The sequence below is a fragment of the Pandoraea pneumonica genome, from assembly GCF_049918595.1.
Taxonomy (GTDB): domain Bacteria; phylum Pseudomonadota; class Gammaproteobacteria; order Burkholderiales; family Burkholderiaceae; genus Pandoraea; species Pandoraea pneumonica_A.
Genome location: NZ_JBNCRZ010000003.1, coordinates 480197 through 505374 on the forward strand (window position 1 = coordinate 480197; position 25178 = coordinate 505374).

A 25178-nucleotide genomic window follows, 5' to 3' on the forward strand; every position below is an offset into this window, starting at 1 on the left:
GGCGACGAGACACGCGAACTCATACGCGACTGAAAAGCGACTGATAAGCGACCGTCAAGCGCCTGATAAGCCGCCCGATCAGCCCCCCAATACGCCAACCGAGACCGATAACGCGCCACCATGCCGAGCCGCCGCCACCTGAGCACGCATCACATCGCACGCTTCGCCAGCACTTGGCGAGTGTGCGTTGCGCTCGCGGCGCTCGCGCTTGTGACGGGGCCAGCGCCGACCACCGCGGCAACGTCCGCGAATGGGGCAACGCAGACGGCTGCGCAGAGCAACCGCGCTCGCGCGGCGGCGAAGCCTGCACAGAAAGCACCCGCCAAGCTCCCGTCGTTCGAGTTCGCCGTGTTGGGCAACACGCCATTCGGGAACACGGAAGTACCGGTCTTGCGCAACGTGCTGGCGACGATCGGCGATGGGTCGGCGGCATTCGTCGTGCATGCGGGCAACTTCAAGGGACCGACCGAGTCCTGCCGCGATGACCTCATCACCGAGCGAATCGGCCTGCTCAGTAGCTCTCCCAAGCCCCTCATTTATGTGCCGGGCGCGAACGACTGGGCGGACTGCCAGCGCGCCACGGACGGCAGCTACAACCCGGTCGAACGGCTCGACTTTCTGCGCGACCGCGCCTTCGGCAATGACGACGTCCTCGGGCCGGGCCCTATCGGACATGCGCAGTTCGATCTCACGCGTCAAAGCGACATGGCGCGTTTTCGGCAGTATCACGAGAACGTGCGGTGGTTCTATCGCGGCGTTGTCTTCGTCGGACTGAATTTACCGGGGAACAACAACAATTACCGCTCGGCAGGCGGGCGCAACGGTGAGTTCGAAGATCGCGTAATTGCGACGCGCGTTTGGTTGCAGCACGCGCTTGTCTACGCGCAGCAGAAGGACGCGATCGGCATGGTGATCGTCGCGCAAGCCGACCCGGAATTCGAACCGGCGCGCAGCGGTGGCTTACGAGGGATGTTCTCCGAGCGCGGCGAGCGACGCGGTGTGGACGGGTACAAGGACTTCCGCGTGCAGTTGCAAAAGCTGGCCAGTCGGTTCAAGGCGCCGATACTGCTGATCGATAGCGGCAAGACGATGCACCAATCACAGCCGCTGCGCGACGTACATGGCGCCGTGGTCAAGTCGTTCACACAGGTGAGTACCTATGGCGCACCGACGGTCAATCGATGGGTACGCGTGCGAGTAGAACCGGGTGCGACGCAGGTCTTCAACGTCGAAGGCGTGCTACTACCGGCCAATAGCACAGCAGGCAGTGCACAGAAGACGATTAGCCCGGCCGCGCCGCGCGGTCTCAACCCCACGCCCGAGAATGGCGTGGGTGGCGAAGGGATGGGCGCCTATGGTGCGCCCTACTCCACGCTTTACCCGGCATCCGGGGCCGCGATCAACAGCTCGGATCCGAATCAAGGCGTCATGCCGATCGGACCGTCGCTCATGCCCGGCGACAAGCCCGCTACGCCCGGCACCGGCACACGCACACCCGCACGCGACGATTGAATTTCAGAAAGCGCACAAACGAAACTTTCACGAATCGAAACGAAAAACGCCGGACACGGCGCACTGCGTTAGCAGTGCACCGGTCCGGCGAATTCGTTCTGGCGACTCGCGCTCGTCTTCGTCGCTGGCTCCCCGTTAGTGGGGGGCTTGCGACGCAGCAAGCTTAATGCAGCGTGGGGGCGTCGTCTTCGTCTTCGTCGACGATCTCGAGACCCGTTGCGCCGTGCGCATGCTGGTGCTCGATTTCTTCTTCCGTCGCGGCGCGCACGTCGGTCACCTTCAGATCGAAGCGCAATGCCATGCCGGCCAGCGGGTGATTGCCGTCGAGCACGACCTTGTCGTCGGCCACGTCGGTCACCGTGTAGATGAACGTGTCACCTTCTTCGTCGCCGTCTTCCGGCGTGCCTTCGAACTGCATGCCGACTTCGAGCGGTTCCGGGAAACGGCCGCGTTCTTCGACCTTGATCAGCTCGGGATCGTAGTCGCCGAAAGCATCGGCAGGTTCCAGTTGCAGTTGCGTGGCATAGCCGACGTCCTGACCATCGAGCGCTTCCTCGATCTTGGGGAACGTGCCATCATAGCCGCCGTGCAGATAAACCATCGGCTCGGCGCCGCTTTCTTCAATCAGGTTGCCCTGAGCGTCCGACAACGAGTACGTCACCGATACGACAGTATTCTTTTCGATCTTCATCAAACTCTCCGAAAAACAGCCCGCATTATACGCGGACCCGCGTGAGCGCGGCCTGACGGTGAATTGACAACCGATTGACAGGGGTTTGCGCCCCGCCGGCGTTGCCGCATTGCCGATTGACCCGCACTGCACGAACACCGCATATTGCGCCGACGGCATCTCGACCCGACGCACCAACGACATACGCATGACGACTTCCAAGCCCACATCGACACTGCTCGGCGGCCTCACCCCAGACGCTTTCATGAAGCGCTACTGGCACAAGCGCCCGCTGCTCATCCGGCAAGCCATCCCCGGCTTCACCGCACCGCTCTCGCGCGACGAACTGTTCGCACTCGCCGCGCAGGACGATGTCGAGTCGCGACTGGTGAGCGTCGCTCGCAAGCGCTGGCAACTCGATCACGGCCCGTTCGACGTGGAGGATCTGCCGCCGCTCACGCGCAAGCAATGGACGCTGCTGGTGCAAGGCGTCAATCTGCACGCGAGCGCCGTCGATTCGCTCATGCAACAGTTTCGCTTCATTCCCGACGCTCGTCTCGACGACGTGATGATCAGCTACGCGACCGACGGCGGCGGCGTGGGTCCGCACCTCGATTCGTACGACGTGTTCCTGCTGCAAGCGCATGGCAAGCGCCGCTGGCGCATCGGACCGCAGCGCGACACCACGTGGCAGGAAGGCGTGCCGCTGCGCATCCTCAAGCATTTCGAAGCCGAAGAAGAATGGGTGCTGGAACCCGGTGACATGCTGTACCTGCCACCCGGCTATGCGCACGACGGTGTCGCCGAGGGCGAATGCATGACCTATTCGATCGGTTTTCGCGCGCCGCTCGAACAGGAACTGCTTCAAAACTTCCTGTATCACCTCGCGGAAAATGCGCCGGAATTGCCGTTTTCCCGCCATTTCGCTGGCCGATACGCCGACCCGCATCAACTTGCGGTGAAGCACCCCGCTGCGTTGCCCGATGCGATGATCGACACCCTCGTCTCGCAGCTCGAGAAAGTGCGCTGGGGAAAAAAGGAAGTGGAAGATTTTCTCGGCCGCTGGCTCAGCGAACCGAAATCGCACGTGTTTTTCGATGCGCCCGATGCCCCGTTATCGCCAGCACGCTTCGCACGCGAGGCCGCTGCGCGGGGTGTTGCGCTCGCTTCGAAGACGCAATTGTTGTATCGACGCAACCGATACTACGTCAATGGTGAGCCGCTCGAAGCCCCCGTCAGTACGCGATCGACGTTGCGAAAACTGGCGGATCACCGCGCGTTGAACGCGAACGAATGTGCGAATTTCGACCAAAATGACCAAGAAATTGCCGAAATTCTGTACGATTGGTACGCCTCGGGCTGGTTACTTCTTGGGCCAGAAACGACTAACGTGCGAAAGTTGCGCACGGTAAGGAAAAAAGCGGGGTAAATGCGCGAGATAGACGTGACGCGTTGGGGAAAACCCAATATAATTTCTCGCCAAGCAGCTTGCATGACCAAGGGTAATCCTTAATTGCCATGTCTCGCAATCGGCTTTGCGCTGGCAAGAGCGTATTACCGTAACTAATTATTCATTCGCTTGTCTTCTACCATAAAAGGACGTGATCATGAAGAAGTCTCTCCTCGTCGCTTCGTTGTTGGCTGCTATGGCCCTGACCGCCTGCGGCAAGAAGGAAGAAGCCGCTGCTCCGGCTGCTGACGCCGCTGCTGCTTCGGCTGCTACGGCTGCTTCGGACGCCGCTTCGGCTGCTGGCGCTGCTGCTGACTCGGCTGCTTCGGCTGCTGGTGCTGCTGCTGACACGGCCGCTTCGGCTGCTGGTGCTGCTGCTGACGCCGTTGCTTCGGCTGCTGACGCTGCTGCTAGCAAGTAATCTCTCGCTGCCGCGAGGCAGTTGAGCGAAAAAAAGCCGGTCTCTCGACCGGCTTTTTTATTGCCTTGATGATTTATCCGATCGCCCTTCCCGACTCGACAGATGTGCGTGATTAACGCGCACGATTCACACGCGCCATTAGCACGTCAACCAGTCGAACCCACCCGCTTGCGTCGCCACCAGAATTTCGGTCGCAGCCGCACCGATGACCGCCGACATCGCTGCCATCGCCAATTCAGGCGTATTGTTCTGCTCGCTCAGGTGAGCGCAAATCACACGCTGCAATTTCACCCGGTCAATCGCCGCCAGAATCTCTGCCGCCGTATCGTTGGCCAAATGCCCGTACGTGCCGCCGATGCGTGCTTTCAATGACGCGGGATACTTGCTGTTCGCCAACATCTCGCGATCGTGATTGCACTCGAGCACGAGTGCGTCGCAACCGCCTAGCGTCGCAATCAGATGCGCCGTGGCACACCCGGCATCCGTGAGCACACCAAGACGGCGCGCGCCGTCGGAGAACACGAATTGCAGCGGCTCACGCGCGTCGTGAGGCACCGTGTAGGGCGCGAGCTCAATGCCGCCTACCGCCACACGCTCGTCGGACCGGCACCAGCGCACGAGCGCCAGCGCATCGTCACTGTCGCCTTTGCGCGCGGCATGGGCCTTGACGGCCTGCCCCGTGCCCCAGCTCATGATGAGCGGGATGCGATGCTTGCGAGAGAGGGAAAGTGCACTACCGATGTGATCGGCATGTTCATGCGTGATCACGATGGCATCGAGTGAAGCCACGTCGACCGAGCGTGCCAGCAGGCGCCGCTCGATCTCTCGCATCGAGAATCCGCAATCGAGGAGGATACGTGTGGTGGAGGCGCCTTCCGACGCCTCCACCAGCAGGGCATTACCTTCGCTGCCGCTGCCCAGACTGGCGAACCGCACGCCCCGCCTTAACGGAGCTGGTTGCCGATCACGCTGATGATCGTCTGCGCGATCTGCGAGTTGTCGACGTTACCCTTGTCGTCGAGCACTTGCACGCGGGTCTGGCTGTCGCCGCGGCCTTGCACGTTCACGCTGTACTTCTTGGCCTTCTTGCTGTCCTGCACTTCCTTCGCATGGAACAGGCTGTAGAAGAAGCCGTTCTCCTTCGCCAGCGATGCCGGATCGACATAGCTCACGAAATACAGGCCCTTGGCGCGATCGCGATCGTCCACGGTGAAGTTACCGCGGTCGAGTGCAACGCCCACACGACGCCATGCACGGTCGAACGGCTCGTTGATGTCGAGGTAGGCGGCGTCAGCCGTCTTCACGACCTGGCTGGCCGGCGCACCCGATTGAGCGTTGTCGACTTGCGCCTTCGCCTGTTCAGTTTGCGCGCCGAAACGCTGCATCATCTTCGTCAGGAAAATCGCCTCGAGACCCGGATCGTTCGGCGCCGGCTCCCACTTAGTCGTGTCCTTCTGCGAGTTCGTGAACACTTCCACCATGCGACGGTGCGTGATGTAGATGTCCGTGCCACCGTTCGGATCACGTTCCACACGGGTGCGGAAACGATCGCGCTCGCCCGTCGAATACAGGCCGTCGAGCACCTTGCCGAGCAGGTCGCGGATGATGTCCTGATTGAGCTTGGCGCGGTTCTCGGCCCAGTCCGTTTCCATCACGCCGGTATCCGGCGAATCGATGGTCAGCACAAAGCCGTTTTCTTGCCAGAATTCACGCAGCGTCGGCCACAGATCGGCCGGGGCCTTCTGAATCACCAACCAGCGCTGGTTGCCGTCGCGCACGACCTTCATGCCCGGCACGTCAGGCAGCACGGTGTCGTTGGCAGTCGGGTTGGCCGCTACGACCTTCTGCTGCGTTTCGTAGTTCGACAGCGTGGCGGTACCGGTCGGCGACACGTACTTGCGATCGTTAGCCTGAACATTCGTCAGATCCGGCGGAACGTCGAGCGAGGGGCCGACCTTGGAGCTCTTGTAATCCACCTTATCCGAAGACAGGGCGCTGGAGAGCGAACTGCAACCGGCAACGAGGGCCAACGAGGCGATAGCGGCCCATGCCAGCACGGGACGAGCTACGGAAATACTGACGATTCGTTTCATGAGTCGCAAAAAAAGGGGTGGGCAATCGATCCCGGGAGCCACAACGAAAAACTTAAACGACGGCGATGTTTGCCGCCTTCAGGGCACCCAGCACCGTTTCCTGATACGCCTGCGCGAGCGGCGTGAGCGGCAGGCGAATGCCCGACGCGATCATACCCATCTTTTGCAGTGCCCATTTCACGGGGATCGGATTGGCTTCGACGAACATTGCGCGGTGCAGTTCGAACAGTTCGAATTGCAGTTCCCGCGCCTTGGCCACGTTGCCGGCCAGCGCAGCCGCGCACAGCTCGTGCATTGCACGCGGTGCTACGTTGGCGGTGACCGAGATATTACCCTGACCGCCCATGAGCATAAGCGCCACGGCCGTCAGGTCGTCGCCGCTATACACGGCGAAGCTCTTCGGGGCGCGCCGGATCAGGTCGATACCGCGATCCAGGTTGCCCGTGGCGTCTTTCACGCCAACGATGCCAGGCACTTGCGCCAGACGCAGCAGCGTGTCGTTGCTGGCGTCTGCCACGGTACGGCCGGGCACATTATAGAGGATGACCGGCAGCTCAACGGCTTCGGCAATGGCCTTGAAATGCTGGTACTGGCCTTCTTGCGTCGGCTTGTTGTAGTACGGCACGACTTGCAGCGAAGCATCGGCACCGACCGACTTGGCATGCTTGGTCAGTTCGATGGCTTCAGCCGTCGAATTTCCGCCCGTCCCGGCGATCACCGGCACTTTACGGCCGCGCGACTGACCGGCTTCGGCCGTTTGCTGCACGGCGATTTCGATCAGTTCGCAATGCTCTTCGACAGTGACCGTCGGTGATTCGCCCGACGTGCCGACGATCACGATACCGTCGGTGCCTTCATCGACGTGCCAGTTAATCAGGTTGCGCAGCGCTTCGCGGTCAAGGCTGCCATCTTCGGCCATCGGCGTGACGATCGCGACGATACTGCCTTGAATCGGTGTTTGGGTAGTCATGGTTTATCGAACAATTCAGCGATAAGGGTGGATTGTAGCGGATTACGCCGTCGCCTCGTACAGCGCGGCACTCCCGGGGTTTTCCCCGGGGGCCGCACGCGTCGCGCACAAACGCTGCACGCAGGCCGCACGCGGTGCTGCTAGCGTGACATCCTCATAGGCCGCCACGCGCAGATTCGCCGTGCGGGCCACGTCGAGCAACTCGCCCGGCGCCAATAAAAACAAGGGATTGGACGGCTTCCCGAACCTTTCGTTTCCCTGCGCGAAGGTTTCGTAAAGCAGCACCCCGCCCGGCGCCACACACGCCGCAATGCGCGCCAGCAACGGACGGTACAGATAATTCGTGACGACTACGACGTCGAACTGCGCATCGTCCGGCAACGGCCACGCAGCCGCTTCGAGATCAGCCTGACACGTCGTGACCCCAGGCAAGGTGGCCAAGGTGGCAAGCGCCTCGGCATCGCGATCGACGGCGGTCACTTGTGCGCCCTGCTCGGCAAGCCAGCGCGTGTGACGGCCGTAACCGCAGGCAATATCCAGCGCGCGTGCGTCCGGGCGGACCAGATGCGCCCAACGCGCCACCCAAGGCGACGGTGCGCCCGTGCCATGCAGCGCCGTCATGAATATTGCAGCCCCATGGCCTCGCGCACATCGCGCATGATTTCTTGCGCAGACTTGCGGGCCTTCTCGCAGCCATCGGCGACGATAGCGCGCAGCAGCGACGGATCGTCCATGTATTTCTGCGCACGTTCGAGCATCGGCTGCTGTTCGCGCAAAATGCCCTCAATGACCGGCTGCTTGCACTCGAGACAGCCGATACCAGCGCTGCGGCAGCCCTTCTGCACCCAGTCGCGCGTATCGTCGTCGCTATACACCTGATGCAGCTGCCACACCGGGCACTTCTCCGGGTCGCCCGGATCGGTGCGACGCACGCGCGCCGGATCGGTCGGCATCGTGCGAACTTTCTTCGTAATCGACTCTGCATCTTCACGCAGTCCGATCGTGTTGTTGTACGACTTGGACATCTTCTGGCCATCGAGCCCCGGCATGCGCGACGCCGGGGTGAGCATCGCCTGCGGCTCGACGAGAATCAGCTTGCGGGCGCCTTCGAGATAGCCGAAGAGACGCTCACGATCGCCCATCGACAACGACTGCGATTCCGAGAGCATGGCGCGCGCCTGCTCCAGCGCTTCGTCGTCGCCCTGCTCCTGATACGCGGTACGCAGTTCGAGATAGAGCTTCGCGCGCTTGCTGCCCAACTTGCGTGAGGCGGAAAGGGCCTTCTCTTCGAAGCCCGTTTCGCGACCGTACAGATAGTTGAAACGCCGCGCGATTTCACGCGTCATTTCGACGTGCGGCACTTGGTCTTCGCCCACCGGCACATGCAGTGCGCGATAGAGCAGAATATCGGCCGCCATCAGTACCGGATAGCCGAGAAAGCCGTATGTCGACAAGTCCTTCTCGCGCAGCTTCTCGATCTGCTCTTTATACGTCGGCACACGTTCGAGCCAACCCAGCGGCGTGCTCATGCCGATCAGCAAGGCCAGCTCGGCGTGCTCGGGCACTTTGCTCTGGATGAACAGCGTTGCCTGATTCGGATCGATACCGGCCGCGAGCCAATCGATCAGCACGTCCCACACGTTCTGTTCGATGACCTCGGGCGTTTCGTAATGCGTGGTGAGCGCGTGCCAATCGACCACGCAGAAGTAGCACGGGTACTCCGACTGGAGTTGAATCCAGTTCTTGAGCACACCGTGATAGTGGCCGAGGTGCAAACGACCGGTCGGTCGCATGCCGGAGAAAACGCGTTCGGGGTACATAGGGTCTGGTTATGTTTTGTGGTTCTGTGTAGCTACGGTGCGGCGCTTAACTGCACGCTCAGGCACGCTCGGGGCGCTATCCGCGCCATCTCTACCGCGATCGAAGGTTACGACACCAGCGAGAGCAGCGGCGTGAGCATCCACACGATGACATCGCGGCCCCATTGAATCAGCGGCCAAAGCCATACACGGCCAAGGACGCCGCTCACCACGAGCGCCATCACGATGAAGAAGCCGTAAGGCTCCAGACGCGACAGCGTGTAAGCCGCGCGCGCCGGCAGCAACGAGACGAGCACGCGTCCACCGTCGAGCGGCGGAATCGGGAACAGATTGAACATGCACATCACCAGGTTCACCAGCAAACCGGCCTGCGCCATCATCATGAAGAACGGCTCGTGCACACCGGCAAGCTGCAAGCCCACGCCGAAAAGTGCCCACAAAATGGCCTGTGCGAAGTTGCACAGCGGGCCGGCCAGTGCTACCCAAATCGTATCGACGCGCGGATTACGCAAGCTGCTGAACGCCACCGGCACCGGTTTGGCGTAACCGAACAGAAACGCGCCGCTCGTCATGAAGTAGAGCGCGAGCGGCACGAGAATGGTGCCGATCGGGTCGATGTGTTTGATGGGATTGAGCGTGACGCGCCCCATCAGAAAGGCCGTGGGGTCGCCGAAATACTTCGCGACATAGCCGTGGGCCGCCTCGTGCAACGTAATCGCAAAGAGGACGGGGAGCGCGTAGACCGCAACGGTCTGGATCAGGTCTGCATTCATAGCCGGCTATTGTAGCAAGCCGACTCGCGCGCCAGTATTACCGAATATTGCACCGGGCTGGCGCGACGTCAGCGGAATTTCGGGTGCGTGATCGCGTCAGCCCCGATCACGACAAGCCAAACGGTGCCAACGGGCCGCGCCCGCGCCGCACGACTTCGGGCGGCGTGACGCTCAGGTCCACCACCGTCGATGGTTCTTTCGGACAAGCCCCGCCGTCGATCACGAGATCAAGCTGCTTTTCGAGCCGTTCGCGAATCTCTTCCGGGTCGTTCAACGGCTCGGTTTCACCCGGCAGAATCAGCGTCGTGGCGAGCAGCGGTTGGCCCAGTTCTTCAAGCAATGCGAGTGTAATGGCGTGATCGGGCACGCGCAGGCCGATCGTCTTACGCGACGGATGCGAGAGCCTGCGCGGCACCTCTTTCGTCGCTTCGAGAATAAATACGTACGGCCCGGGCGTCGTGGTCTTGATCAGCCGGTATTGACGGTTGTCGACGATCGCGAACTCCGCCAATTCGGACAAATCACGCACGAGCAGCGAAAGCATCTGCTTTTCGTCGAGTCCGCGAATGCGGCGCAAGCGATCGACCGCTTGCTTGTCGTCGATGTGACAGGCAATCGCATAGCTCGAATCGGTCGGCAGGGCCACGATGCCGCCCTTGTCGATGATCTGGACGGCTTGCTTGATCAGGCGGGGTTGCGGGTTTTCCGGATGGATCTGGAAGAATTGCGACATAGCGTCGTAAATTTACTGCCAGCGGCTCCAGACGGGCACAAGATCGTCGGGCAACGGTGGCAGTTTGCCGAGTAGCGCACGGCTCTCGGTCGGCCCATGGAAATCCGAGCCACGCGAGGCCAGAAAGCCGTACTGACGCGCGACATCGGCATACTCTCGATACTGATCCGGCGTATGGCTGCCGGTCACCACTTCAATCCCTTCACCGCCCAGTTCGCGAAACTGATCGAACAGTGCGCCGAATTCGACCGGCGTGAACTTGTAGCGCCCCGGGTGCGCGATCACGGCAATGCCCCCCGCCCCACGAATCCACTTCACCGAATCTTGCAACGTCGCCCAGCGATGCGGCACGTAACCCGGGCGGCCTTCGGAAAGGTAGCGCGTGAAGACGTCGGACACCGACGCACACTTGCCGATTTCCACCAGATAGCGCGCGAAGTGCGTGCGCGAAATCAAGTCAGGGTTGCCGACAAAGCGCAGTGCGCCTTCGTAAGCGTCGGGAATTCCGGCTTGCGCCAGTTGCTCGCTCATCAGTTGCGCACGCGCGGCACGACCGCCGCGCGTCGCCGCGAGCCCTTGGACCAGCGTGGCGTCGTCGGGGTCGATATTCAGCCCCACGATATGCACGGTGCGATTCGCCCACGTGATCGAAATTTCCACACCGCTGACGTAACGCATGCCCAATGCTTGCGCCGCTGCGCGGGCTTCGCGCTGGCCGCCGATTTCATCGTGATCGGTGAGCGCCCACAGGTCGACACCGGCGTCGGCCGCGACTTGCGCCACTTCAGACGGCGTAAGCGTGCCGTCCGACACTTTGGAATGACAATGAAGATCTGCGTTGAACATGATGTGCCGCCAGGCGATGACGCGTCACGCGCACCGGTTGGCGCGCGTGACGTCGTAAGACGCTTTCATTCTACCGCTCAAGTGGACGCGATGCGAGTTGCCCTGTGGTTTTGACGCGGCACCCGCGCGCGGCCTACGCGGCAGTGTCGCGGCAAAAGTCGTCGATCAGTTTCGCGACGACTTCGGGTTGGTCGTGATGGAGCATGTGGCCCGCATCGTCGACGAAGGCCTCCGTCAGATTCGGAAAGACCTCGAATCGCGCGCGGAAAACCTCCGTGCCCTGCGCCCCCACGAAGTGCCGCAGCACTTCTGAATCGGTGGCCTCGACATGCAGCACCGGTGCGCTTACGTTGCCCCACACCGCCATCGCTTCTTCCAGCCGATAGGGATACGGGTTCGTGATCTTGTGTGCGGCATCGGCCAGCAGGTGCCACTGTCCGTCGCGTTCCTGACGTGCCCAGCGCTGCGCCAGCCACTCGGCACGCGCCGGCGCCAGCCGCGGATTGGTCTTGCGAAGGCGTTCTGCCACGTCGGCCTGTGTGGCATACGGGCGCAACGTCGGCGGCGTTTGCAGATCGTCCAGCCAACGGCCTAGCTGACGAATCGCCGCCAACGGCGATGACGGCGGCAACCCGAAGCCTTCCAGATTCACCAGTCTGCGCACGCGCGCCGGACGCACCCCGGCATAAAGACACGCCACATTGCCGCCCATGCTGTGGCCGATCAGATTGATGGCTTCACCGGGTTCGGTGTAGACGTCGATCAGCGCTTCGAGGTCGGCGAGATAGTCGGGAAACCAGTAGCTGGCGCTGCGGCCGTCGGCGACTGGCCAATCCGTCAGGCCGAATCCGCGCCAATCCGGTGCCAGCAGATGCCAACGCTGCGCGAGCGACTCGGCGACGAACTGGAACGACGCGGACACATCCATCCAGCCGTGCAACAGAAACAGCTTCGGCGCGCCGGGCGTGCCCCACTGCCGAACGTGGTGGCGCAAGCCGCGCACGGTGAGAAACTCGGATCGCGAATCGGTCATGACAACGCCAGTTAGTGAAGATCGAAACGATTAGGAATGACCGAGTATATCGGTGTCAAAACTCGGGTGCTGCGTCACCCGCCCGCTTGCAATGCCGCCAACTCGTCATCGTCGAACCCCGCAGCGCGGCGTGCCTCGATGTTGAACGGCCCGCGCAAGCGCGGCGCGCCGTATTTGACTGCCAACCGGGCGTAAGTCTCGACGGGTTCGCACCCGGCACGCTCGCACCCCCAGCGGAACCAGCGGTTGCCAATGGCCACATGCCCGATTTCGTCGCGCAGGATGATATCGAGAATGGCGGCCCCGGCCTTGTCGCCTGCGCTGGCCAGCTTGGCGCGGATCGGCGGGCTCGCGTCCAGCCCGCGGGCCTCCAGCGTGCGCGGCACCAGCGCAAGGCGCGCCAGCCAGTCGCCCGAGGTTTTGCGCGCCATCACCCACAGGCCGTCATGCGCCGTGAAGCAGCCATAGTGATATTCGTCGCCCAGCGTGGTGAGGTGTTCGACCAGCAGCGAGAAGTGATAGGCCTCTTCGGCGGCCACCAGCAGCCAGTCGTCGTAGTACGCCTGCGGCAGCCCGTCGAAGCGCCATACGGCGTCGAGCGCCAGATTGATCGCGTTGAATTCGATGTGCGTGAGCGCGTGAAGCAGCGCGGCGCGGCCCGCGACGGACGTTACCGCGCGGTGCTCGACCTCCCGGGGCGAGACGAGTCGCGGCTCGGCCGGACGGCCCGGAATGCCCGGCTCGTCCGTGTCTTTGGACTCACCTGAAGCATCGAGCGCCCCTGCTGACGGCGTCGCTGCCGGTGTCGATGCAGGTGTTGCTACCGATGTTGCTACCGGTGTTGCTACCAACTGCCGCTCCGGATGCCACACGGCGGTCCCGCCGAGCACCGACTCACGCAAGGCGATCACGCCCGCCGCCTTCACGAACGGATCGCATTGCCGCAATAGCACTAGTGCGCGCTCCCGAGCACACGCGGCCTCGTCAGTGTCGAGAAAATCGGGGGAATTGTCGCGGCCAGGACGGCTGCCGCCGGACGCAGGAGTGAAATCGGGCATGACGTTACAATAGCAATTTCGTCGATTTTAACCGCGAACCAAAGCCGCCATGCCGATCTATAAACTTGGAGACAAGACCCCGCAGATCCACGAGAGTGCTTTCGTGGCAGACACCGCAACGATCATCGGCGAGGTGGTCCTTGCCGAGAACAGCAGCGTCTGGCCGGGGGTTGCCATTCGTGGCGACAACGAACCGATTCGCGTGGGTGTGGGCACCAACGTTCAGGAAGGCGCCGTGCTGCATGCCGATCCGGGCTTTCCGCTCACGCTGGCCGAAGGGGTCAGCGTCGGCCATCAGGCGATGTTGCACGGCTGCACGGTCGGCGAGAATTCGCTCATCGGCATTCAGGCCGTGCTGCTCAATGGCGCGGTCATCGGCCGCGACAGCCTGGTCGGCGCCGGTGCGCTGGTGACCGAACGCAAAACGTTTCCGGACCGCTCGCTGATCCTCGGCGTGCCCGCCAAGGTGGTGCGCGAGCTGACCGACGAAGAAGTGGCCAATCTCAAGCGCAACGCGCAGACGTACGCGTCGCGCCGGCAGGTGTTCAAGGAACAGCTGGTACGCATCGGCTAAGCCGGTAACCGGGAGCGTAGCCCGCGCCGACAGACCCCGGCGCTGGAAACGTGCCCAAGTGTTGAAAATGCGGCGCGTGCCCCCAAATAACGCAGCATCCACGTCAAACGCCGACCTAGTACGCGCCTCCGAGCGCGATTCGTCGGCGTTGCCGCATTTTTCAGGAATTCGACCGTGTCCGATCAGCTTCAAAAATTCATGTTCGACGCCGCCCCCGTGCGCGGCGAATACGTTAGCCTCGACGCCACCTGGCGTGCGGTGCTCGAACGTCACGACTACCCGACCCCGATTCGCCACCTGCTGGGCGAAATGATGGCCGCGGCCGCCCTGCTGACCGCGAACGTCAAGTTCGATGGCGCCCTCATTCTGCAATTGCACGGCGACGGTCCGCTCACCATGCTCGTGGTCGAATGCAACGCCGACCTGACAATGCGCGCGACCGCCAAATACAGCGGCGACATTCCGGACGACGCCTCGCTCAAGGCGCTCGCCAACGTGAATGGGCAAGCCCGCTTTGCGATCACGCTGGACCCGCGCGTGAAGCAACCGGGACAGCAGCCGTATCAAGGCGTCGTGCCGCTCTCGGACGAACATGGTCCGTTGCCCGACATCGCTTCGGTGCTCGAGCATTACATGCATCATTCCGAGCAGCTCGATACGCGCCTGTGGCTCGCGAGCGACGAAAACCACGCGGTGGGCATCCTGCTGCAAAAGCTGCCGGGACACGGCGGCACGGCAGGCACCGGCGCAGAACTTGCGCCTGAGGTCGATGAGGACATGTGGAATCGCGCGTGCCAGTTGGGCAACACGCTCAAACGCGACGAAATGCTCTCGACGGATCGTGAAACGATGTTGCAACGTCTCTTCTGGGAAGAGTCCGTGCGCGTGTTCGAGCCGATCGCCACGTCGTTTCGCTGCAGTTGCTCGCGCGAGCGCGTCGCCAACATGCTGCGCACGCTCGGCGAAGCGGAAGTGATGAGCGTGTTCGACGAACGTCCGAACGTGGAGGTCGCCTGCGAGTTCTGCCGCCAGACGTATCACTTCGACAAAGTGGACGCCGCGCAGTTGTTCTCGGAACAGCCGCACTCGGCCCCTTCGCAACATCATTGAACGTGATGACTGCGCGTTCGCCTGCGATTCGGTTCTCGCCAGCCAACTCGTCGACTGATTCCGCGGCTGACGTGTCATCGGCTCGCTTCGCATCGGCTCGGCGGATCGCCGTCGCAGCAGGCGCTTGCGTCTTACTGCTGACGGCGGGCTGCGCGCAATGGCAATTGCCGCCGCCCGATGCCCCGCCCGCCCGTTTGCCGGAATCGCAGACGCGTCCGCCCGAGCTCTCCGAGGCGCAGCAACAGGACCTGACACGCCTGAACAAGCGCATTTACGACGAGCAGGAACGTGAAATCGAGCGCGAACGGCTTCAGCGCGCGATCGACAATGCGATGCGCAGCTACGCGAGCAATGCGTATTTCTACAGCGGCTGGGGCGGTCCGGGATGGTACGGACCCGGCTGGTACGGGCCGGGCGGATATGGCCCAGGCTGGTATGGCCCGCGCACGACGGTGGGGTTCGGCTTCGGCTTTTGAGGCTCGGACGTTGAATTCGGCCCACTTACCGACGCCCCGGATCGGGGCTGCGACAGCACCAACAAAAAAGACGCTCCAAGGAGCGTCTTTTTTATCTGCGGCACGGCTTTCGTCTGGCCAATCCCGCCAAGACGGGCAACGATCAGTGATGCTGCGCCTTCTTCCCCTTCGCCTGCGAGGGGGGCGTAGCCGCTGGCGGCTTATCGCCCACGGTCTTGTGAGCGGGTTCGTTCGACGACACGAGGGGCGCATCGGCGCCCGAGGCGGCTTGCGGGCCGCCGCTGCCGTCGGGGGCAACGAATTGCACGAACACTTCGCCGTCCTTGACCATGCCCAGCTCGAAACGAGCGCGTTCCTCGATCGCCGACGTGCCTTCCTGCAAATCTTGCACTTCGCCGGCAAGCCGATCGTTACGTTCTTTCAACTGCTCGTTCTTCTGCTGTTCGGCGCTCAGTTGGTCGCGCAGTTCGTGCACATATAACCAACCACCGTGGCCGAACCAGAGCGGGTACTGAATGACTGCTAGCAGCAGCACCAGCACCAAGGTCACCATTCGCATGCTTTCGCCTGGCAGGAAATCCGGGAACCGAGCCCCGAGCGAACTCGAAGCTCACTTCCCGGGAATCGGGATTAGCGCAGATTGTAGAACGTTTCCTTGCCCGGGTACGTTGCGATATCGCCGAGATCTTCTTCGATACGAAGCAGCTGGTTGTACTTGGCAATACGGTCGCTACGCGAGAGCGAACCGGTCTTGATCTGACCAGCGTTCGTGCCCACGGCGATGTCGGCAATCGTCGAGTCTTCGGTTTCGCCCGAACGGTGCGACACCACGGCCGTGTAACCGGCGCGCTTGGCCATTTCGATGGCAGCAAACGTCTCGGTCAGCGTACCGATCTGGTTGATCTTGATCAGGATCGAGTTGGCCACGCCTTGCTCGATACCTTGCTTCAGAATCTTGGTGTTGGTCACGAACAGATCGTCGCCGACCAGTTGCACCTTCTTGCCAAGTTTGTCGGTCAGCACCTTCCAGCCGGCCCAGTCGTCTTCCGACATGCCGTCTTCGATCGACACGATCGGGAACTTGTCGCACAGCGCAGCCAGGTAGTCGGCGAACTCTTCCGAGGTCAGCGACAGGCCTTCGCCGGCCAGTTCGTACTTGCCGTTCTTGTAGAACTCGGTCGAGGCGCAGTCCAGTGCCAGCACCACGTCGTCGCCCAGGCGGTAACCGGCCTTCTCGACGGCTTGCTGAATGGTGTTCAGGCACTCTTCGTTCGACGCGAAGTTCGGTGCGAAGCCGCCTTCATCGCCCACGGCCGTGCTCATGCCCTTCTCGGCAATGATTTTCTTGAGTGCGTGGAAGATTTCCGCGCCGCAACGCAGGGCTTCACGGAAGCTGGTCTGGCTGACCGGCATCACCATGAATTCCTGAATATCCAGGCTGTTGTTGGCGTGTGCGCCACCGTTGACGATGTTCATCATCGGCACCGGCATTTGCATCGCGCCCGAACCGCCGAAGTAGCGATACAGCGGCAGACCGGCTTCTTCAGCAGCGGCCTTGGCGACGGCCATCGACACGGCCAGCATGGCGTTCGCGCCGAGGCGCGACTTGTTGTCCGTGCCGTCCAGCTCGATCAGGGTCTTGTCCAGGAAGGCCTGTTCGGCGGCATCCAGGCCCATGATCGCTTCCGAAATCTCGGTATTGATGTGCTCGACAGCCTTCTGCACACCCTTGCCAAGATAACGGCTGCTATCGCCGTCACGCAGTTCGATCGCTTCGCGCGAGCCGGTCGACGCGCCCGACGGCACCGCAGCGCGGCCCATCACACCCGACTCCAGCAGCACGTCGCACTCGACCGTCGGGTTGCCACGCGAGTCCAGCACTTCGCGCCCGATGATATCTACGATTGCACTCATGAATTCCTCAATATCTGAAAGACAAAAACGCTAAAAGGAACCTGCATTGCGCCGCAGCCCGTCATGCCAGCCCCACGCCGGGCGCGAATCGGCGCGCCGAATCCTGACGTGGGCACCGATGCGGCGCTTGCGCGCGCACCGGATGGGCAAACCATAAACGGGGGAACAACGGCGCCTCGAAATGAGGCACGGCGGCCTGTTGGGTGACATCGATGTCGGTGCGCTCGGCGTACGGCACGCGGGCATCTCCTTGGGGCTCGCCCCGCGGCGGGCACATTGTCCCGCTGCGCGACAAGCTTAACGACTCGACGCCAGGCTGCCAAGGCGTCGCACCGCTATACCCGTCCTGTGGGCGGACTGATAGTGCCCCCAGAACGGTGTGTCTCATTTCAATTGAAATTATTTTCCAGAAACTCGCCCTGCTTCACAGCCGCGTCAATCGTCTTGAGCGTCGTGAGCAGTTCGCGCATGCGCGCGAGCGGCACGGCGTTGGGGCCGTCCGAGAGCGCCGTTGCCGGATTCGGGTGCGTCTCCATGAACAGACCCGACACGCCCACGGCCACAGCCGCACGCGAGAGCACCGGCACGAATTCGCGTTGGCCGCCCGAGCTAGTGCCCTGCCCGCCCGGCAATTGCACCGAGTGGGTGGCGTCGAACACGACCGGCGCGCCGGTCTCGCGCATGATCGCCAGCGAGCGCATGTCCGAGACCAGATTGTTGTAGCCAAACGAGACCCCGCGCTCGCAAGCCATGAACACGTCGTCGGGCAGACCGGCTTCGCGCGCAGCGTCGCGGGCCTTGTCGATGACGTTGATCATGTCGTGCGGGGCGAGAAACTGCCCCTTCTTGATGTTCACCGGCTTGCCCGATTGGGCGCACGCACGGATGAAATCGGTCTGGCGGCACAGGAACGCCGGCGTTTGCAGCACGTCGACGATCGGGGCGGCAATCGCCACATCCTCTTCGGTGTGCACGTCGGTGAGCACCGGCACGCCAAGCTGGCGGCGCACTTCTTCGAGGATCTTCAGACCGGCTTCGCGGCCGGGGCCGCGATACGACTTGCCCGAACTACGATTCGCCTTGTCGAACGACGATTTGTAAATAAACGGGATGCCCAGCGCGCCCGTAATTTCCTTGAGCTGACCGGCGACGTCGATCGTCATTTGCTCCGATTCGACGACGCAGGTACCTGCAATCAGGAAAAACGGCTGGTTCAGGCCAACCTCGAAACCGCACAGCTTCATGGGAACTCCTTGTTTCTCGCCCGCAGCGTTCAGCCTTAGGCCGCCTTCTTGCGCGACTGCTGACCCGCCAGCGCCGCCTCGACATACGCCTTGAACAGCGGATGGCCGTCACGCGGCGTCGAGGTGAACTCCGGGTGGAACTGCACGCCCACGAACCACGGGTGCACCTGCTGCGGCAATTCCATCATTTCCGGCAGGTTTTCCGTCGGCGTACGTGCCGAGATCACCATACCAGCGGCTTCGAGCTGCGGCACATAGTGATTGTTGACTTCGTAACGGTGGCGGTGACGCTCGTTGACCGTCTCGCCGTAGATGCGCGACGCCAGCGTTTCGTGCTTGACCGGCACGCGTTGCGAACCGAGGCGCATCGTGCCGCCCAGATCCGAATCTTCCGAGCGCTGCTCGACCTTACCGTCGCGGTCTTGCCACTCGGTGATGAGGGCCACGACCGGGTGCGGCGAGGACGGATCGAATTCCGTGCTGTTGGCGCCGCCCAGCTTGGCGACGTCACGCGCAAATTCGATCACGGCGAGCTGCATGCCCAGGCAGATGCCCAGGTACGGCACGCGGTTTTCGCGAGCGAAGCGAATCGCCTTGATCTTGCCTTCGGTACCGCGACGGCCGAAACCGCCCGGCACGAGGATGGCGTCCAGATGCTTGAGGGCATCGGTGCCGTCCTTCTCGACTTGCTCGGAGTCGATGTACTCGATGTTCACGCGCGTTTCCGTGTGGATCGCGGCGTGACGCAGCGCTTCGATGAGCGACTTGTACGATTCGGTCAGATCGACGTACTTGCCGACCATGCCGATGGTGACTTCGTGCTTCGGATTCTCGACGGCCTGCACCAGACGGGTCCACATGGACAGGTCGGCCGGCTTCGCTTCGATCTTCAGTTCGTCGCAGATGATCTTGTCCATGCCCTGGTCATGGAGCATCTGCGGAATCTTGTAAATCGTGTCGACGTCCCACACCGAAATCACGGCGTCTTGCGGGATATTCGCGAACAGCGAAATCTTGGCGCACTCGTCGTCCGGAATCTGACGGTCGGCGCGGCACAGCAGCACGTTCGGCATAATGCCGATCTCGCGCAGCTTCTGCACGCTGTGTTGCGTCGGTTTGGTCTTGAGTTCGCCGGCCGTTGCGATGTACGGCACGAGCGTCAGGTGCACGAAGGCCACGCTGTTGCGGCCCAGGCGCAGGTTCATCTGACGTGCGGCTTCGAGGAACGGCAGCGACTCGATGTCGCCGACCGTGCCGCCGATTTCGACGATGGCGACGTCCGGATGGCCGTCCCATGCCGAGCGCGCACCGCGTTCGACGAACGCCTGAATCTCGTTGGTGATGTGCGGAATGACCTGAACGGTCTTGCCGAGGTATTCACCGCGGCGTTCTTTACGGATCACCGACTCATAGATCTGGCCGGTCGTAAAGTTGTTCGCCTTGCGCATCTTGGCGCTGATGAAGCGCTCGTAATGGCCAAGGTCGAGGTCGGTTTCTGCGCCGTCCTCGGTAACGAACACCTCACCATGTTGAAACGGGCTCATCGTGCCCGGATCGACGTTGATGTAGGGGTCAAGCTTGAGGAGGGTGACTTTTAGGCCACGCGATTCGAGAATCGCGGCCAGAGATGCGGCAGCAATTCCCTTACCAAGAGAGGAAACCACGCCGCCCGTGACAAAAACGAATTTGGTCATCGCAGTAATTGCTCGCGGGAAAGCCGGATTATACCCGAAAGCAGCCCTGCCCTCGACGTGCCCGACGGCAAATATTGGCCTTGACAGGTGTCGCGTGCGCGGTTCCCAGCAAGGCTGACGCGGTTTCCGGGCGAATCAGGCGGCGAGTGGCCTGCGATGTCCGCCGCGCAACTCCGTGAGCATGTCTCGCACTGCCGCCGCCGTCTCCAGCGGACGCTCCATCGGGAAGAGATGCGTGCCGTGGACATAGCGCAAATGCGTGCCCACGATCTGCCGCGTCGCGCTCATCCCGGCCTGCCGCAGCTCGCGCGATTCAGTGCCGGCGAGAAACCCTACGGGCACCGGCACACCGCGCATCGCTCGCACGGCCAGCAGCGGCGGCAGCGTCAGATAGATCCGGTATTCGATTTCACGCGCGAACGCCAGCCGCCGGGCCTCGCCTTCGCCGGTCGGCAGCGTGCCGCAGTCGATGTAGTCGCGCAGCACGTCCTGATCCCAACTGGCAAACACCGGCTTGTTGGCAAAGTGTTGCCATGCCGACTCCCAGTCGGGCCAGCGGTCGCGCCGCTTCTTGGTCACGCCCGCAGGCGACATGCGCTCGTATAGCCCGGTCAGCAGGCCAAGCCGCAGCATCTGGGTGCGCCAGCCCGGCGTGACGATCGGCGAGTCGATCATGACCACGCCGCGCACGCATTGCGGTGCTTTGAGCGCCGCCATCAGGCTAAGGAAACCACCGAGCGAATGGCCGACGAGCCACACTGGTTCGCCGTGATATTGGCGCGTGAGGGTATCGACGAGTTCATTGCGCAGGTAGCGCCACCCCGGTGTGACCGGGTAGCGGGGATCGTGACCGATGCGGTCGATGGCGCGCACGTCGTATTCGTCGGCCAGTGCGCCGAGCATCTTGCGATAGACGCCAGCCGGAAAGCCGTTGCCGTGCGAAAAATGGATGATGTCTCTTGTCATGGAATTCGTTGTCGTGGCGCACGCCGGCGCAATTCAGCGCGATTTCTAGTATTTCGAGTCTTTCGCGCCCAGTGGCCGCGCTCGCCGGACCATTCTAGCGAACCGCCCGCCCAGCACCCGTAGAGGTTTCCGTCGAATTGACCGGGCCGTTGCGCTTGTCGGTAATGGGGTCGGGGGCAAACCAATACCGCCGATGGGCGTCGCGGTAGGCCGAAGCCTCTATGCCCCGAGGCGAAAACGAGAACCGCACCGCACCGTGCCGGACGCTTTGCCAAATGCGTACGCCCGACGCCGCGCCCTCGCGATAACCTGCGACGACTGCCGGGCGCGGGTGCCCGAAGCGGTTGCGATATCCCGCTTGAAACACGACGTGGCGAGGCGCCACCGCACGCACGAACGCGGGCGAAGACGACGTCAAACTGCCGTGATGCGGCGCGAGCAGCACATCGGCACGCAACACGTCGGGTCGAAATCGCTTCAGCATGCGTTGCTCTTGCGGGGCTTCGGCATCGGCGGCGAGCAACGCGCTGTGACGGCCGTTGGCGATGCGCAGCACGCAACTGAGGCCATTCGGGCCAACGCGCCCCGCCCACCCGGCACGCAGCGTCGCCGGATCGGGATGCAGAAACTGAAACGTCACGCCGCCCCACGTCCACTGCTGCCCGGCGCGACAGGTGCGATGCGAGCGTGCGGCAAGCCGCACCGGGTGCGCGCTCGGTAGCGACGAAAGCAACTGCGCAGTGGGATACGCCTTGAGTACGCTGCGTGCCCCGCCGTAGTGATCGTCGTGCGCGTGACTGACGACGACCGCATCAAGCCGTGCAATACCTTGCGCGCGCAGATACGGCACCACGACGTACTGCCCCGCATCCGCACGCGCGCCCAGTGGCGGACCGGTATCAAAGAGCAGTGTGTGTGCCGCGGTTTCAACGAGAACGGCATTGCCCTGTCCGATATCGAGCATCGTCACGCGAAAATCGCCTTCAGCCGGGCGTTGCGGCGACGAGAGCAACGCGGGCCACAGTAGCGCGAATCCTGTGAGTCGCACCGTCACGAACCTTGCCACGGTACGGCACATCACACCGGATACGGGGCATAGGCTCGCCACGACACCCGTGACGGCCAACGCAATCGTCCAGCTCGGCGCAATCCCCGGACGCCACACCGCCCACGGCCACTGGGACAGCATGCGCAGACCCTCCGCCAGCCAGACCACGGTGGCGTGCGCCACGGCCAGCGCGGGTTGCGCCAGCCAAGTCGGCAACAGCAAGCTCAACAGTGCCAGTGGCGTCACGATCAACGTCATGACGGGTATTGCGACGGCGTTGGCGAGCGGCCCTAACAACGGCACGGTGCCGAACCATGCCAGCGTCAGCGGCACCATCCCCAGCGTGATCGCGTATTGCGCTCGGGCCGCTTGCCCTAGCCGCGTCAGAAGCCCTTGTCGCCAGCGACTGATCGCGTGCTGGTCGAAGCGATCGACGACGTCGGCCGACGCCACACCCTCTGGCCCAAGTTCCGGCGCCCGTTCGCGCGTCATGGGCTTGCGCGCCCGTCCTGCAAGCACCAGCACCGAAACTGCGCCAAAAGACAGCCACAGGCCGGGCGTCACGACCGACCAAGGGTCCAACGCCACGATGACCGCAAGCGCCCATGCCAGCGCGTACGACGGCGCCGCGAAACGCCCACTCGACAGCGCGAGCACCAGAATTGCCACCATGCCGACCGCGCGGCGAGCGGGCACGCCCCACCCCGCAATCGCACCGTAGACCACCGCCGCCAGCAATCCTGCGACAGCCGCCGCCTTAGGGGCAGGCCACCAAAGCGGCAGTCCGATGGACAAGCCGAATGAGTGGCACCAAAGCATCCCGGCCAGCGACGCCAGCGCCCCCGCGACCAGCGACACATGGAGCCCCGAGATTGCCAACAGATGACTCACCCCGGTGTCCGCAAATACCTGCCAGTCGTCCTGCGCAATATCGCCGCGCTCGCCAAGCGCCAACGCCATCAGCACGCCGCCGTAACGCGCATTGGGCGCCAGCGCCGCGCGGAAGTCGTCGCGCAATCGCTCTCGCCATGCCGCCAGCCGATAGCCAGTGACAGGACCGGCGTCGAGTCGACGAGCGACAGAGGTGCGAGTGTTCGCCCCACGACCTGCGTTCGTCCGAACGTATCCCGTTGCACGAATCCCCTGCGAGAACGCGGCAAACTCCGCGTCGAACCCATACCAATTCGCAAATCCGCGCGGCACACGCAGCCGGACAGGTAAACGCCAGCGCTCCCCCGCCCGAGGAACAAGCCGGCCGCCGTCTGCCGAGCGGCCCGGCCAAACCAATCGGATGTGGCGCGGCACGCTTGCCTTCATGTTGGCGTCCGGATGCGTATCCGGATGCCGGTCGGGGTCCGGGGCCGGGGAATTGCGTTTAACGCTTGCCGCGTCTACATCGAAAACAAACCGAAGACCATCACCGGTACTCACGGGTAATCCGGCAACCACGCCCGTCAGGATGACGTCACGCCCCTCCATCGCAAGCGGCAGCGCGTCGTCAAGTCGCTCGGCAGCACGATGCGCCGCCCATGTATAGCCGAGTACGCCCGCCAATACCGCGAATACGATGCGGATACATACCCGCCGCGCCAAGCATCGCCACCGCAGAAATGCCCACACGCCGACCACAATCAGCCCACCGCACGCGACGACGCTAGCCCCGATCAGCCACCGCGTTGCGGGCAACTCGGCCGATTGTTGCAGCCACCAGATGCCTGCAACCCAAGCGAGCAGCACGGTCCTCACGACGCCACCGCGTCATGGCAAAAGATCCGCACGACGACAGCGCGTCAGTGGAGAAGCGAATCCAATCCGACGCCTGTGCCCGGCAACATCGCCATCGCACCGGCCAGTCGAGGTAGCACACGCCAGGCATTGGCAGATGTGGCCTGCGACAACACTTCGGGCGACACACCACGCAGTTCGGCCAACACCTGCGCAATACGCGGCAACTCGACCGGGCTGTTGCGTTGTTTGTATCGCCATTCGGGTGCGATATCGGGCGCGTCGGTTTCCAGCACGAGTGCGTCGATCGACAAATCCACGGCCAGCCGCCGAATTTGCAGTGCCCGGTCGAACGTCATTTGCCCGCCGAAGCCAAGACAGAACCCACGCTCGATGAACATATCCGCCTGTTGACGGCTGCCGTTGAACGCATGCGCAATGCCGCCACGCGGCGTAAAGATGCGTAACTGTTTGAGTAGCGCGTCTTGCGAGCGGCGCACGTGCAAGATCACAGGCAAATCAAAGTCGCGCGCGATCTTCAGTTGTTCAACGTAGAAGAACTGCTGCCGCTCGGGGTCGAGCGTTTTGACGAAGAAATCGAGGCCGATCTCGCCGATGCCGACAAAGCGCGGATCGCCCATGGCGCGCTCGACGGCACGGCGCAGTGTCGCGATGTCCTCGTCCTTCGCACGCGGCGTGTATAGCGGATGGATGCCGAGCGCGTAAGCGCCGCCGGGCATCGCGCAGGCTGCGGCGCGCGCCGCGTCGAACGTCGCGCATTCGACGGCGGGCACGACAAGCCCGCGCACGCCAGCGGCTTGCGCGTCGGCAATAACGGAGTCACGGTCGGCGTCGAATTCACCGGCGTCGAGATGGCAATGGGTATCGATCCACATGGTCAGGTGTCCTTGAGCGCTAATTCTACGGGGCGATGACAAGGCTCGCACGCCCGGCATCGCATGACCATCGGACGGCATCGCCTCTACCCCTCGGAATCGGCTGAATATCGGCTGAATTCGCCGTGTTCGCGCCGCCAACAAAACAAAAC

24 protein-coding genes are annotated in these 25178 nt (G+C 62.8%); 6 read left to right on the forward strand and 18 right to left on the reverse strand.

Features of this window, described 5'->3' with window-relative positions; genetic code table 11:
- Window positions 1-120: 120 nt before the first annotated feature.
- Complete coding sequence (locus tag ACPWR9_RS14670) at window positions 121-1512, forward strand: hypothetical protein (RefSeq protein WP_426298701.1); 1392 nt, start codon at window positions 121-123, stop codon at window positions 1510-1512.
- Between the two features lie 163 nt (window positions 1513-1675).
- On the opposite strand, the gene ACPWR9_RS14675 is transcribed toward ACPWR9_RS14670, so the two are convergent.
- Complete coding sequence (locus ACPWR9_RS14675; RefSeq protein ID WP_426298703.1) at window positions 1676-2203, reverse strand: FKBP-type peptidyl-prolyl cis-trans isomerase; 528 nt, start codon at window positions 2201-2203, stop codon at window positions 1676-1678.
- 187 nt (window positions 2204-2390) lie between these two features.
- Here ACPWR9_RS14675 and ACPWR9_RS14680 point away from each other — a divergent pair, with 187 nt between their 5' ends.
- Together ACPWR9_RS14680 and ACPWR9_RS14685 are read left to right on the forward strand one after the other, a co-directional pair.
- Window positions 2391-3611 carry a JmjC domain-containing protein gene (locus tag ACPWR9_RS14680; RefSeq protein WP_426298705.1) on the forward strand — a complete coding sequence of 407 codons (1221 nt, stop codon included), beginning with the start codon at window positions 2391-2393 and terminating at the stop codon, window positions 3609-3611.
- Window positions 3612-3789: 178 nt separating this feature from the next.
- Complete coding sequence (locus ACPWR9_RS14685; RefSeq protein WP_426298707.1) at window positions 3790-4053, forward strand: hypothetical protein; 264 nt, start codon at window positions 3790-3792, stop codon at window positions 4051-4053.
- Between the two features lie 138 nt (window positions 4054-4191).
- Here the strand turns inward: ACPWR9_RS14685 and ACPWR9_RS14690 are convergent, their stop codons facing one another.
- From ACPWR9_RS14690 to ACPWR9_RS14735, 10 genes are all read right to left on the reverse strand, one after another.
- A complete protein-coding gene (locus ACPWR9_RS14690) occupies window positions 4192-4989 on the reverse strand; it encodes an MBL fold metallo-hydrolase (RefSeq protein ID WP_426298709.1) in 798 nt (265 codons plus the stop codon).
- A gap of 8 nt (window positions 4990-4997) precedes the next feature.
- On the reverse strand, window positions 4998-6146 hold the full coding sequence (bamC, locus tag ACPWR9_RS14695; protein WP_426298711.1) for an outer membrane protein assembly factor BamC: 1149 nt from the start codon (window positions 6144-6146) through the stop codon (window positions 4998-5000).
- Window positions 6147-6198: 52 nt separating this feature from the next.
- Window positions 6199-7116 carry a 4-hydroxy-tetrahydrodipicolinate synthase gene (gene dapA, locus ACPWR9_RS14700; protein ID WP_426298713.1) on the reverse strand — a complete coding sequence of 306 codons (918 nt, stop codon included), beginning with the start codon at window positions 7114-7116 and terminating at the stop codon, window positions 6199-6201.
- A 42-nt stretch (window positions 7117-7158) separates the two neighbouring features.
- On the reverse strand, window positions 7159-7737 hold the full coding sequence (locus tag ACPWR9_RS14705) for a class I SAM-dependent methyltransferase (protein ID WP_426298715.1): 579 nt from the start codon (window positions 7735-7737) through the stop codon (window positions 7159-7161).
- Window positions 7734-8936, reverse strand: a complete 1203-nt coding sequence (locus ACPWR9_RS14710; RefSeq protein WP_426298717.1) for a tryptophan--tRNA ligase — start codon at window positions 8934-8936, stop codon at window positions 7734-7736. The genes ACPWR9_RS14705 and ACPWR9_RS14710 overlap by 4 nt, the downstream gene beginning before the upstream one ends.
- A 107-nt stretch (window positions 8937-9043) precedes the next feature.
- Entirely contained in the window at window positions 9044-9709 is a 666-nt protein-coding gene (locus ACPWR9_RS14715; RefSeq protein WP_150678763.1) for a site-2 protease family protein, read from the reverse strand.
- A 106-nt stretch (window positions 9710-9815) separates the two neighbouring features.
- Window positions 9816-10442: an L-threonylcarbamoyladenylate synthase gene (locus tag ACPWR9_RS14720; RefSeq protein ID WP_426298719.1), complete on the reverse strand. Its 627-nt coding sequence runs from the start codon at window positions 10440-10442 to the stop codon at window positions 9816-9818.
- A gap of 12 nt (window positions 10443-10454) precedes the next feature.
- Window positions 10455-11288 (reverse strand): 3',5'-nucleoside bisphosphate phosphatase, encoded by an 834-nt coding sequence (locus ACPWR9_RS14725; RefSeq protein WP_426298721.1) that lies wholly within the window; start codon window positions 11286-11288, stop codon window positions 10455-10457.
- Window positions 11289-11421: 133 nt separating this feature from the next.
- A complete protein-coding gene (locus ACPWR9_RS14730; protein ID WP_426298723.1) occupies window positions 11422-12321 on the reverse strand; it encodes an alpha/beta fold hydrolase in 900 nt (299 codons plus the stop codon).
- Between the two features lie 74 nt (window positions 12322-12395).
- On the reverse strand, window positions 12396-13379 hold the full coding sequence (locus tag ACPWR9_RS14735; protein ID WP_426298725.1) for a DUF455 family protein: 984 nt from the start codon (window positions 13377-13379) through the stop codon (window positions 12396-12398).
- A 49-nt stretch (window positions 13380-13428) separates the two neighbouring features.
- Here ACPWR9_RS14735 and ACPWR9_RS14740 point away from each other — a divergent pair, with 49 nt between their 5' ends.
- The 3 genes from ACPWR9_RS14740 to ACPWR9_RS14750 all read left to right on the forward strand — a co-directional run bounded on the left by ACPWR9_RS14740 (window position 13429) and on the right by ACPWR9_RS14750 (window position 15539).
- On the forward strand, window positions 13429-13953 hold the full coding sequence (locus tag ACPWR9_RS14740) for a gamma carbonic anhydrase family protein (protein ID WP_150678768.1): 525 nt from the start codon (window positions 13429-13431) through the stop codon (window positions 13951-13953).
- 174 nt (window positions 13954-14127) lie between these two features.
- Window positions 14128-15063, forward strand: coding sequence for an Hsp33 family molecular chaperone HslO (gene hslO, locus ACPWR9_RS14745; RefSeq protein ID WP_426298727.1), 936 nt, complete (start codon window positions 14128-14130; stop codon window positions 15061-15063).
- 71 nt (window positions 15064-15134) lie between these two features.
- The gene (locus ACPWR9_RS14750) at window positions 15135-15539 is read left to right on the forward strand and encodes a hypothetical protein (protein ID WP_426298729.1); all 405 of its coding nucleotides are present in this window, start codon (window positions 15135-15137) and stop codon (window positions 15537-15539) included.
- Window positions 15540-15681: 142 nt separating this feature from the next.
- Here ACPWR9_RS14750 and ftsB read toward each other — a convergent pair whose 3' ends face one another.
- The 7 genes from ftsB to ACPWR9_RS14785 form a co-directional block, all read right to left on the reverse strand.
- A complete protein-coding gene (gene ftsB / locus ACPWR9_RS14755; protein ID WP_370865841.1) occupies window positions 15682-16098 on the reverse strand; it encodes a cell division protein FtsB in 417 nt (138 codons plus the stop codon).
- 71 nt (window positions 16099-16169) lie between these two features.
- Window positions 16170-17453, reverse strand: a complete 1284-nt coding sequence (gene eno, locus ACPWR9_RS14760; RefSeq protein WP_150678771.1) for a phosphopyruvate hydratase — start codon at window positions 17451-17453, stop codon at window positions 16170-16172.
- A gap of 389 nt (window positions 17454-17842) precedes the next feature.
- Window positions 17843-18697: a 3-deoxy-8-phosphooctulonate synthase gene (gene kdsA, locus ACPWR9_RS14765; RefSeq protein WP_426298731.1), complete on the reverse strand. Its 855-nt coding sequence runs from the start codon at window positions 18695-18697 to the stop codon at window positions 17843-17845.
- Window positions 18698-18732: 35 nt separating this feature from the next.
- On the reverse strand, window positions 18733-20391 hold the full coding sequence (locus ACPWR9_RS14770; RefSeq protein WP_426298733.1) for a CTP synthase: 1659 nt from the start codon (window positions 20389-20391) through the stop codon (window positions 18733-18735).
- Between the two features lie 135 nt (window positions 20392-20526).
- Window positions 20527-21357 (reverse strand): alpha/beta fold hydrolase, encoded by an 831-nt coding sequence (locus ACPWR9_RS14775; RefSeq protein ID WP_426298735.1) that lies wholly within the window; start codon window positions 21355-21357, stop codon window positions 20527-20529.
- A 94-nt stretch (window positions 21358-21451) separates the two neighbouring features.
- Window positions 21452-24142 (reverse strand): DNA internalization-related competence protein ComEC/Rec2, encoded by a 2691-nt coding sequence (locus ACPWR9_RS14780; protein ID WP_426298737.1) that lies wholly within the window; start codon window positions 24140-24142, stop codon window positions 21452-21454.
- Between the two features lie 53 nt (window positions 24143-24195).
- Window positions 24196-25026, reverse strand: coding sequence for a TatD family hydrolase (locus tag ACPWR9_RS14785; protein WP_426298739.1), 831 nt, complete (start codon window positions 25024-25026; stop codon window positions 24196-24198).
- Between the last annotated feature and the right edge of the window lie 152 nt (window positions 25027-25178).

Excerpts from the sequence above, each read along its gene's own strand:
- ACPWR9_RS14670 (WP_426298701.1), top strand. The coding sequence starts at position 121 with ATGCCGAGCCGCCGCCACCTGAGCACGCATCACATCGCACGCTTCGCC.
- ACPWR9_RS14675 (WP_426298703.1), bottom strand. The coding sequence starts at position 2,203 with ATGAAGATCGAAAAGAATACTGTCGTATCGGTGACGTACTCGTTGTCG.
- ACPWR9_RS14680 (WP_426298705.1), top strand. The coding sequence starts at position 2,391 with ATGACGACTTCCAAGCCCACATCGACACTGCTCGGCGGCCTCACCCCA.
- ACPWR9_RS14685 (WP_426298707.1), top strand. The coding sequence starts at position 3,790 with ATGAAGAAGTCTCTCCTCGTCGCTTCGTTGTTGGCTGCTATGGCCCTG.
- bamC (WP_426298711.1), bottom strand. The coding sequence starts at position 6,146 with ATGAAACGAATCGTCAGTATTTCCGTAGCTCGTCCCGTGCTGGCATGG.
- dapA (WP_426298713.1), bottom strand. The coding sequence starts at position 7,116 with ATGACTACCCAAACACCGATTCAAGGCAGTATCGTCGCGATCGTCACG.
- ACPWR9_RS14705 (WP_426298715.1), bottom strand. The coding sequence starts at position 7,737 with ATGACGGCGCTGCATGGCACGGGCGCACCGTCGCCTTGGGTGGCGCGT.
- ACPWR9_RS14710 (WP_426298717.1), bottom strand. The coding sequence starts at position 8,936 with ATGTACCCCGAACGCGTTTTCTCCGGCATGCGACCGACCGGTCGTTTG.
- ACPWR9_RS14715 (WP_150678763.1), bottom strand. The coding sequence starts at position 9,709 with ATGAATGCAGACCTGATCCAGACCGTTGCGGTCTACGCGCTCCCCGTC.
- ACPWR9_RS14720 (WP_426298719.1), bottom strand. The coding sequence starts at position 10,442 with ATGTCGCAATTCTTCCAGATCCATCCGGAAAACCCGCAACCCCGCCTG.
- ACPWR9_RS14725 (WP_426298721.1), bottom strand. The coding sequence starts at position 11,288 with ATGTTCAACGCAGATCTTCATTGTCATTCCAAAGTGTCGGACGGCACG.
- ACPWR9_RS14730 (WP_426298723.1), bottom strand. The coding sequence starts at position 12,321 with ATGACCGATTCGCGATCCGAGTTTCTCACCGTGCGCGGCTTGCGCCAC.
- ACPWR9_RS14735 (WP_426298725.1), bottom strand. The coding sequence starts at position 13,379 with ATGCCCGATTTCACTCCTGCGTCCGGCGGCAGCCGTCCTGGCCGCGAC.
- ACPWR9_RS14740 (WP_150678768.1), top strand. The coding sequence starts at position 13,429 with ATGCCGATCTATAAACTTGGAGACAAGACCCCGCAGATCCACGAGAGT.
- ftsB (WP_370865841.1), bottom strand. The coding sequence starts at position 16,098 with ATGCGAATGGTGACCTTGGTGCTGGTGCTGCTGCTAGCAGTCATTCAG.
- eno (WP_150678771.1), bottom strand. The coding sequence starts at position 17,453 with ATGAGTGCAATCGTAGATATCATCGGGCGCGAAGTGCTGGACTCGCGT.
- kdsA (WP_426298731.1), bottom strand. The coding sequence starts at position 18,697 with ATGAAGCTGTGCGGTTTCGAGGTTGGCCTGAACCAGCCGTTTTTCCTG.
- ACPWR9_RS14770 (WP_426298733.1), bottom strand. The coding sequence starts at position 20,391 with ATGACCAAATTCGTTTTTGTCACGGGCGGCGTGGTTTCCTCTCTTGGT.
- ACPWR9_RS14775 (WP_426298735.1), bottom strand. The coding sequence starts at position 21,357 with ATGACAAGAGACATCATCCATTTTTCGCACGGCAACGGCTTTCCGGCT.
- ACPWR9_RS14785 (WP_426298739.1), bottom strand. The coding sequence starts at position 25,026 with ATGTGGATCGATACCCATTGCCATCTCGACGCCGGTGAATTCGACGCC.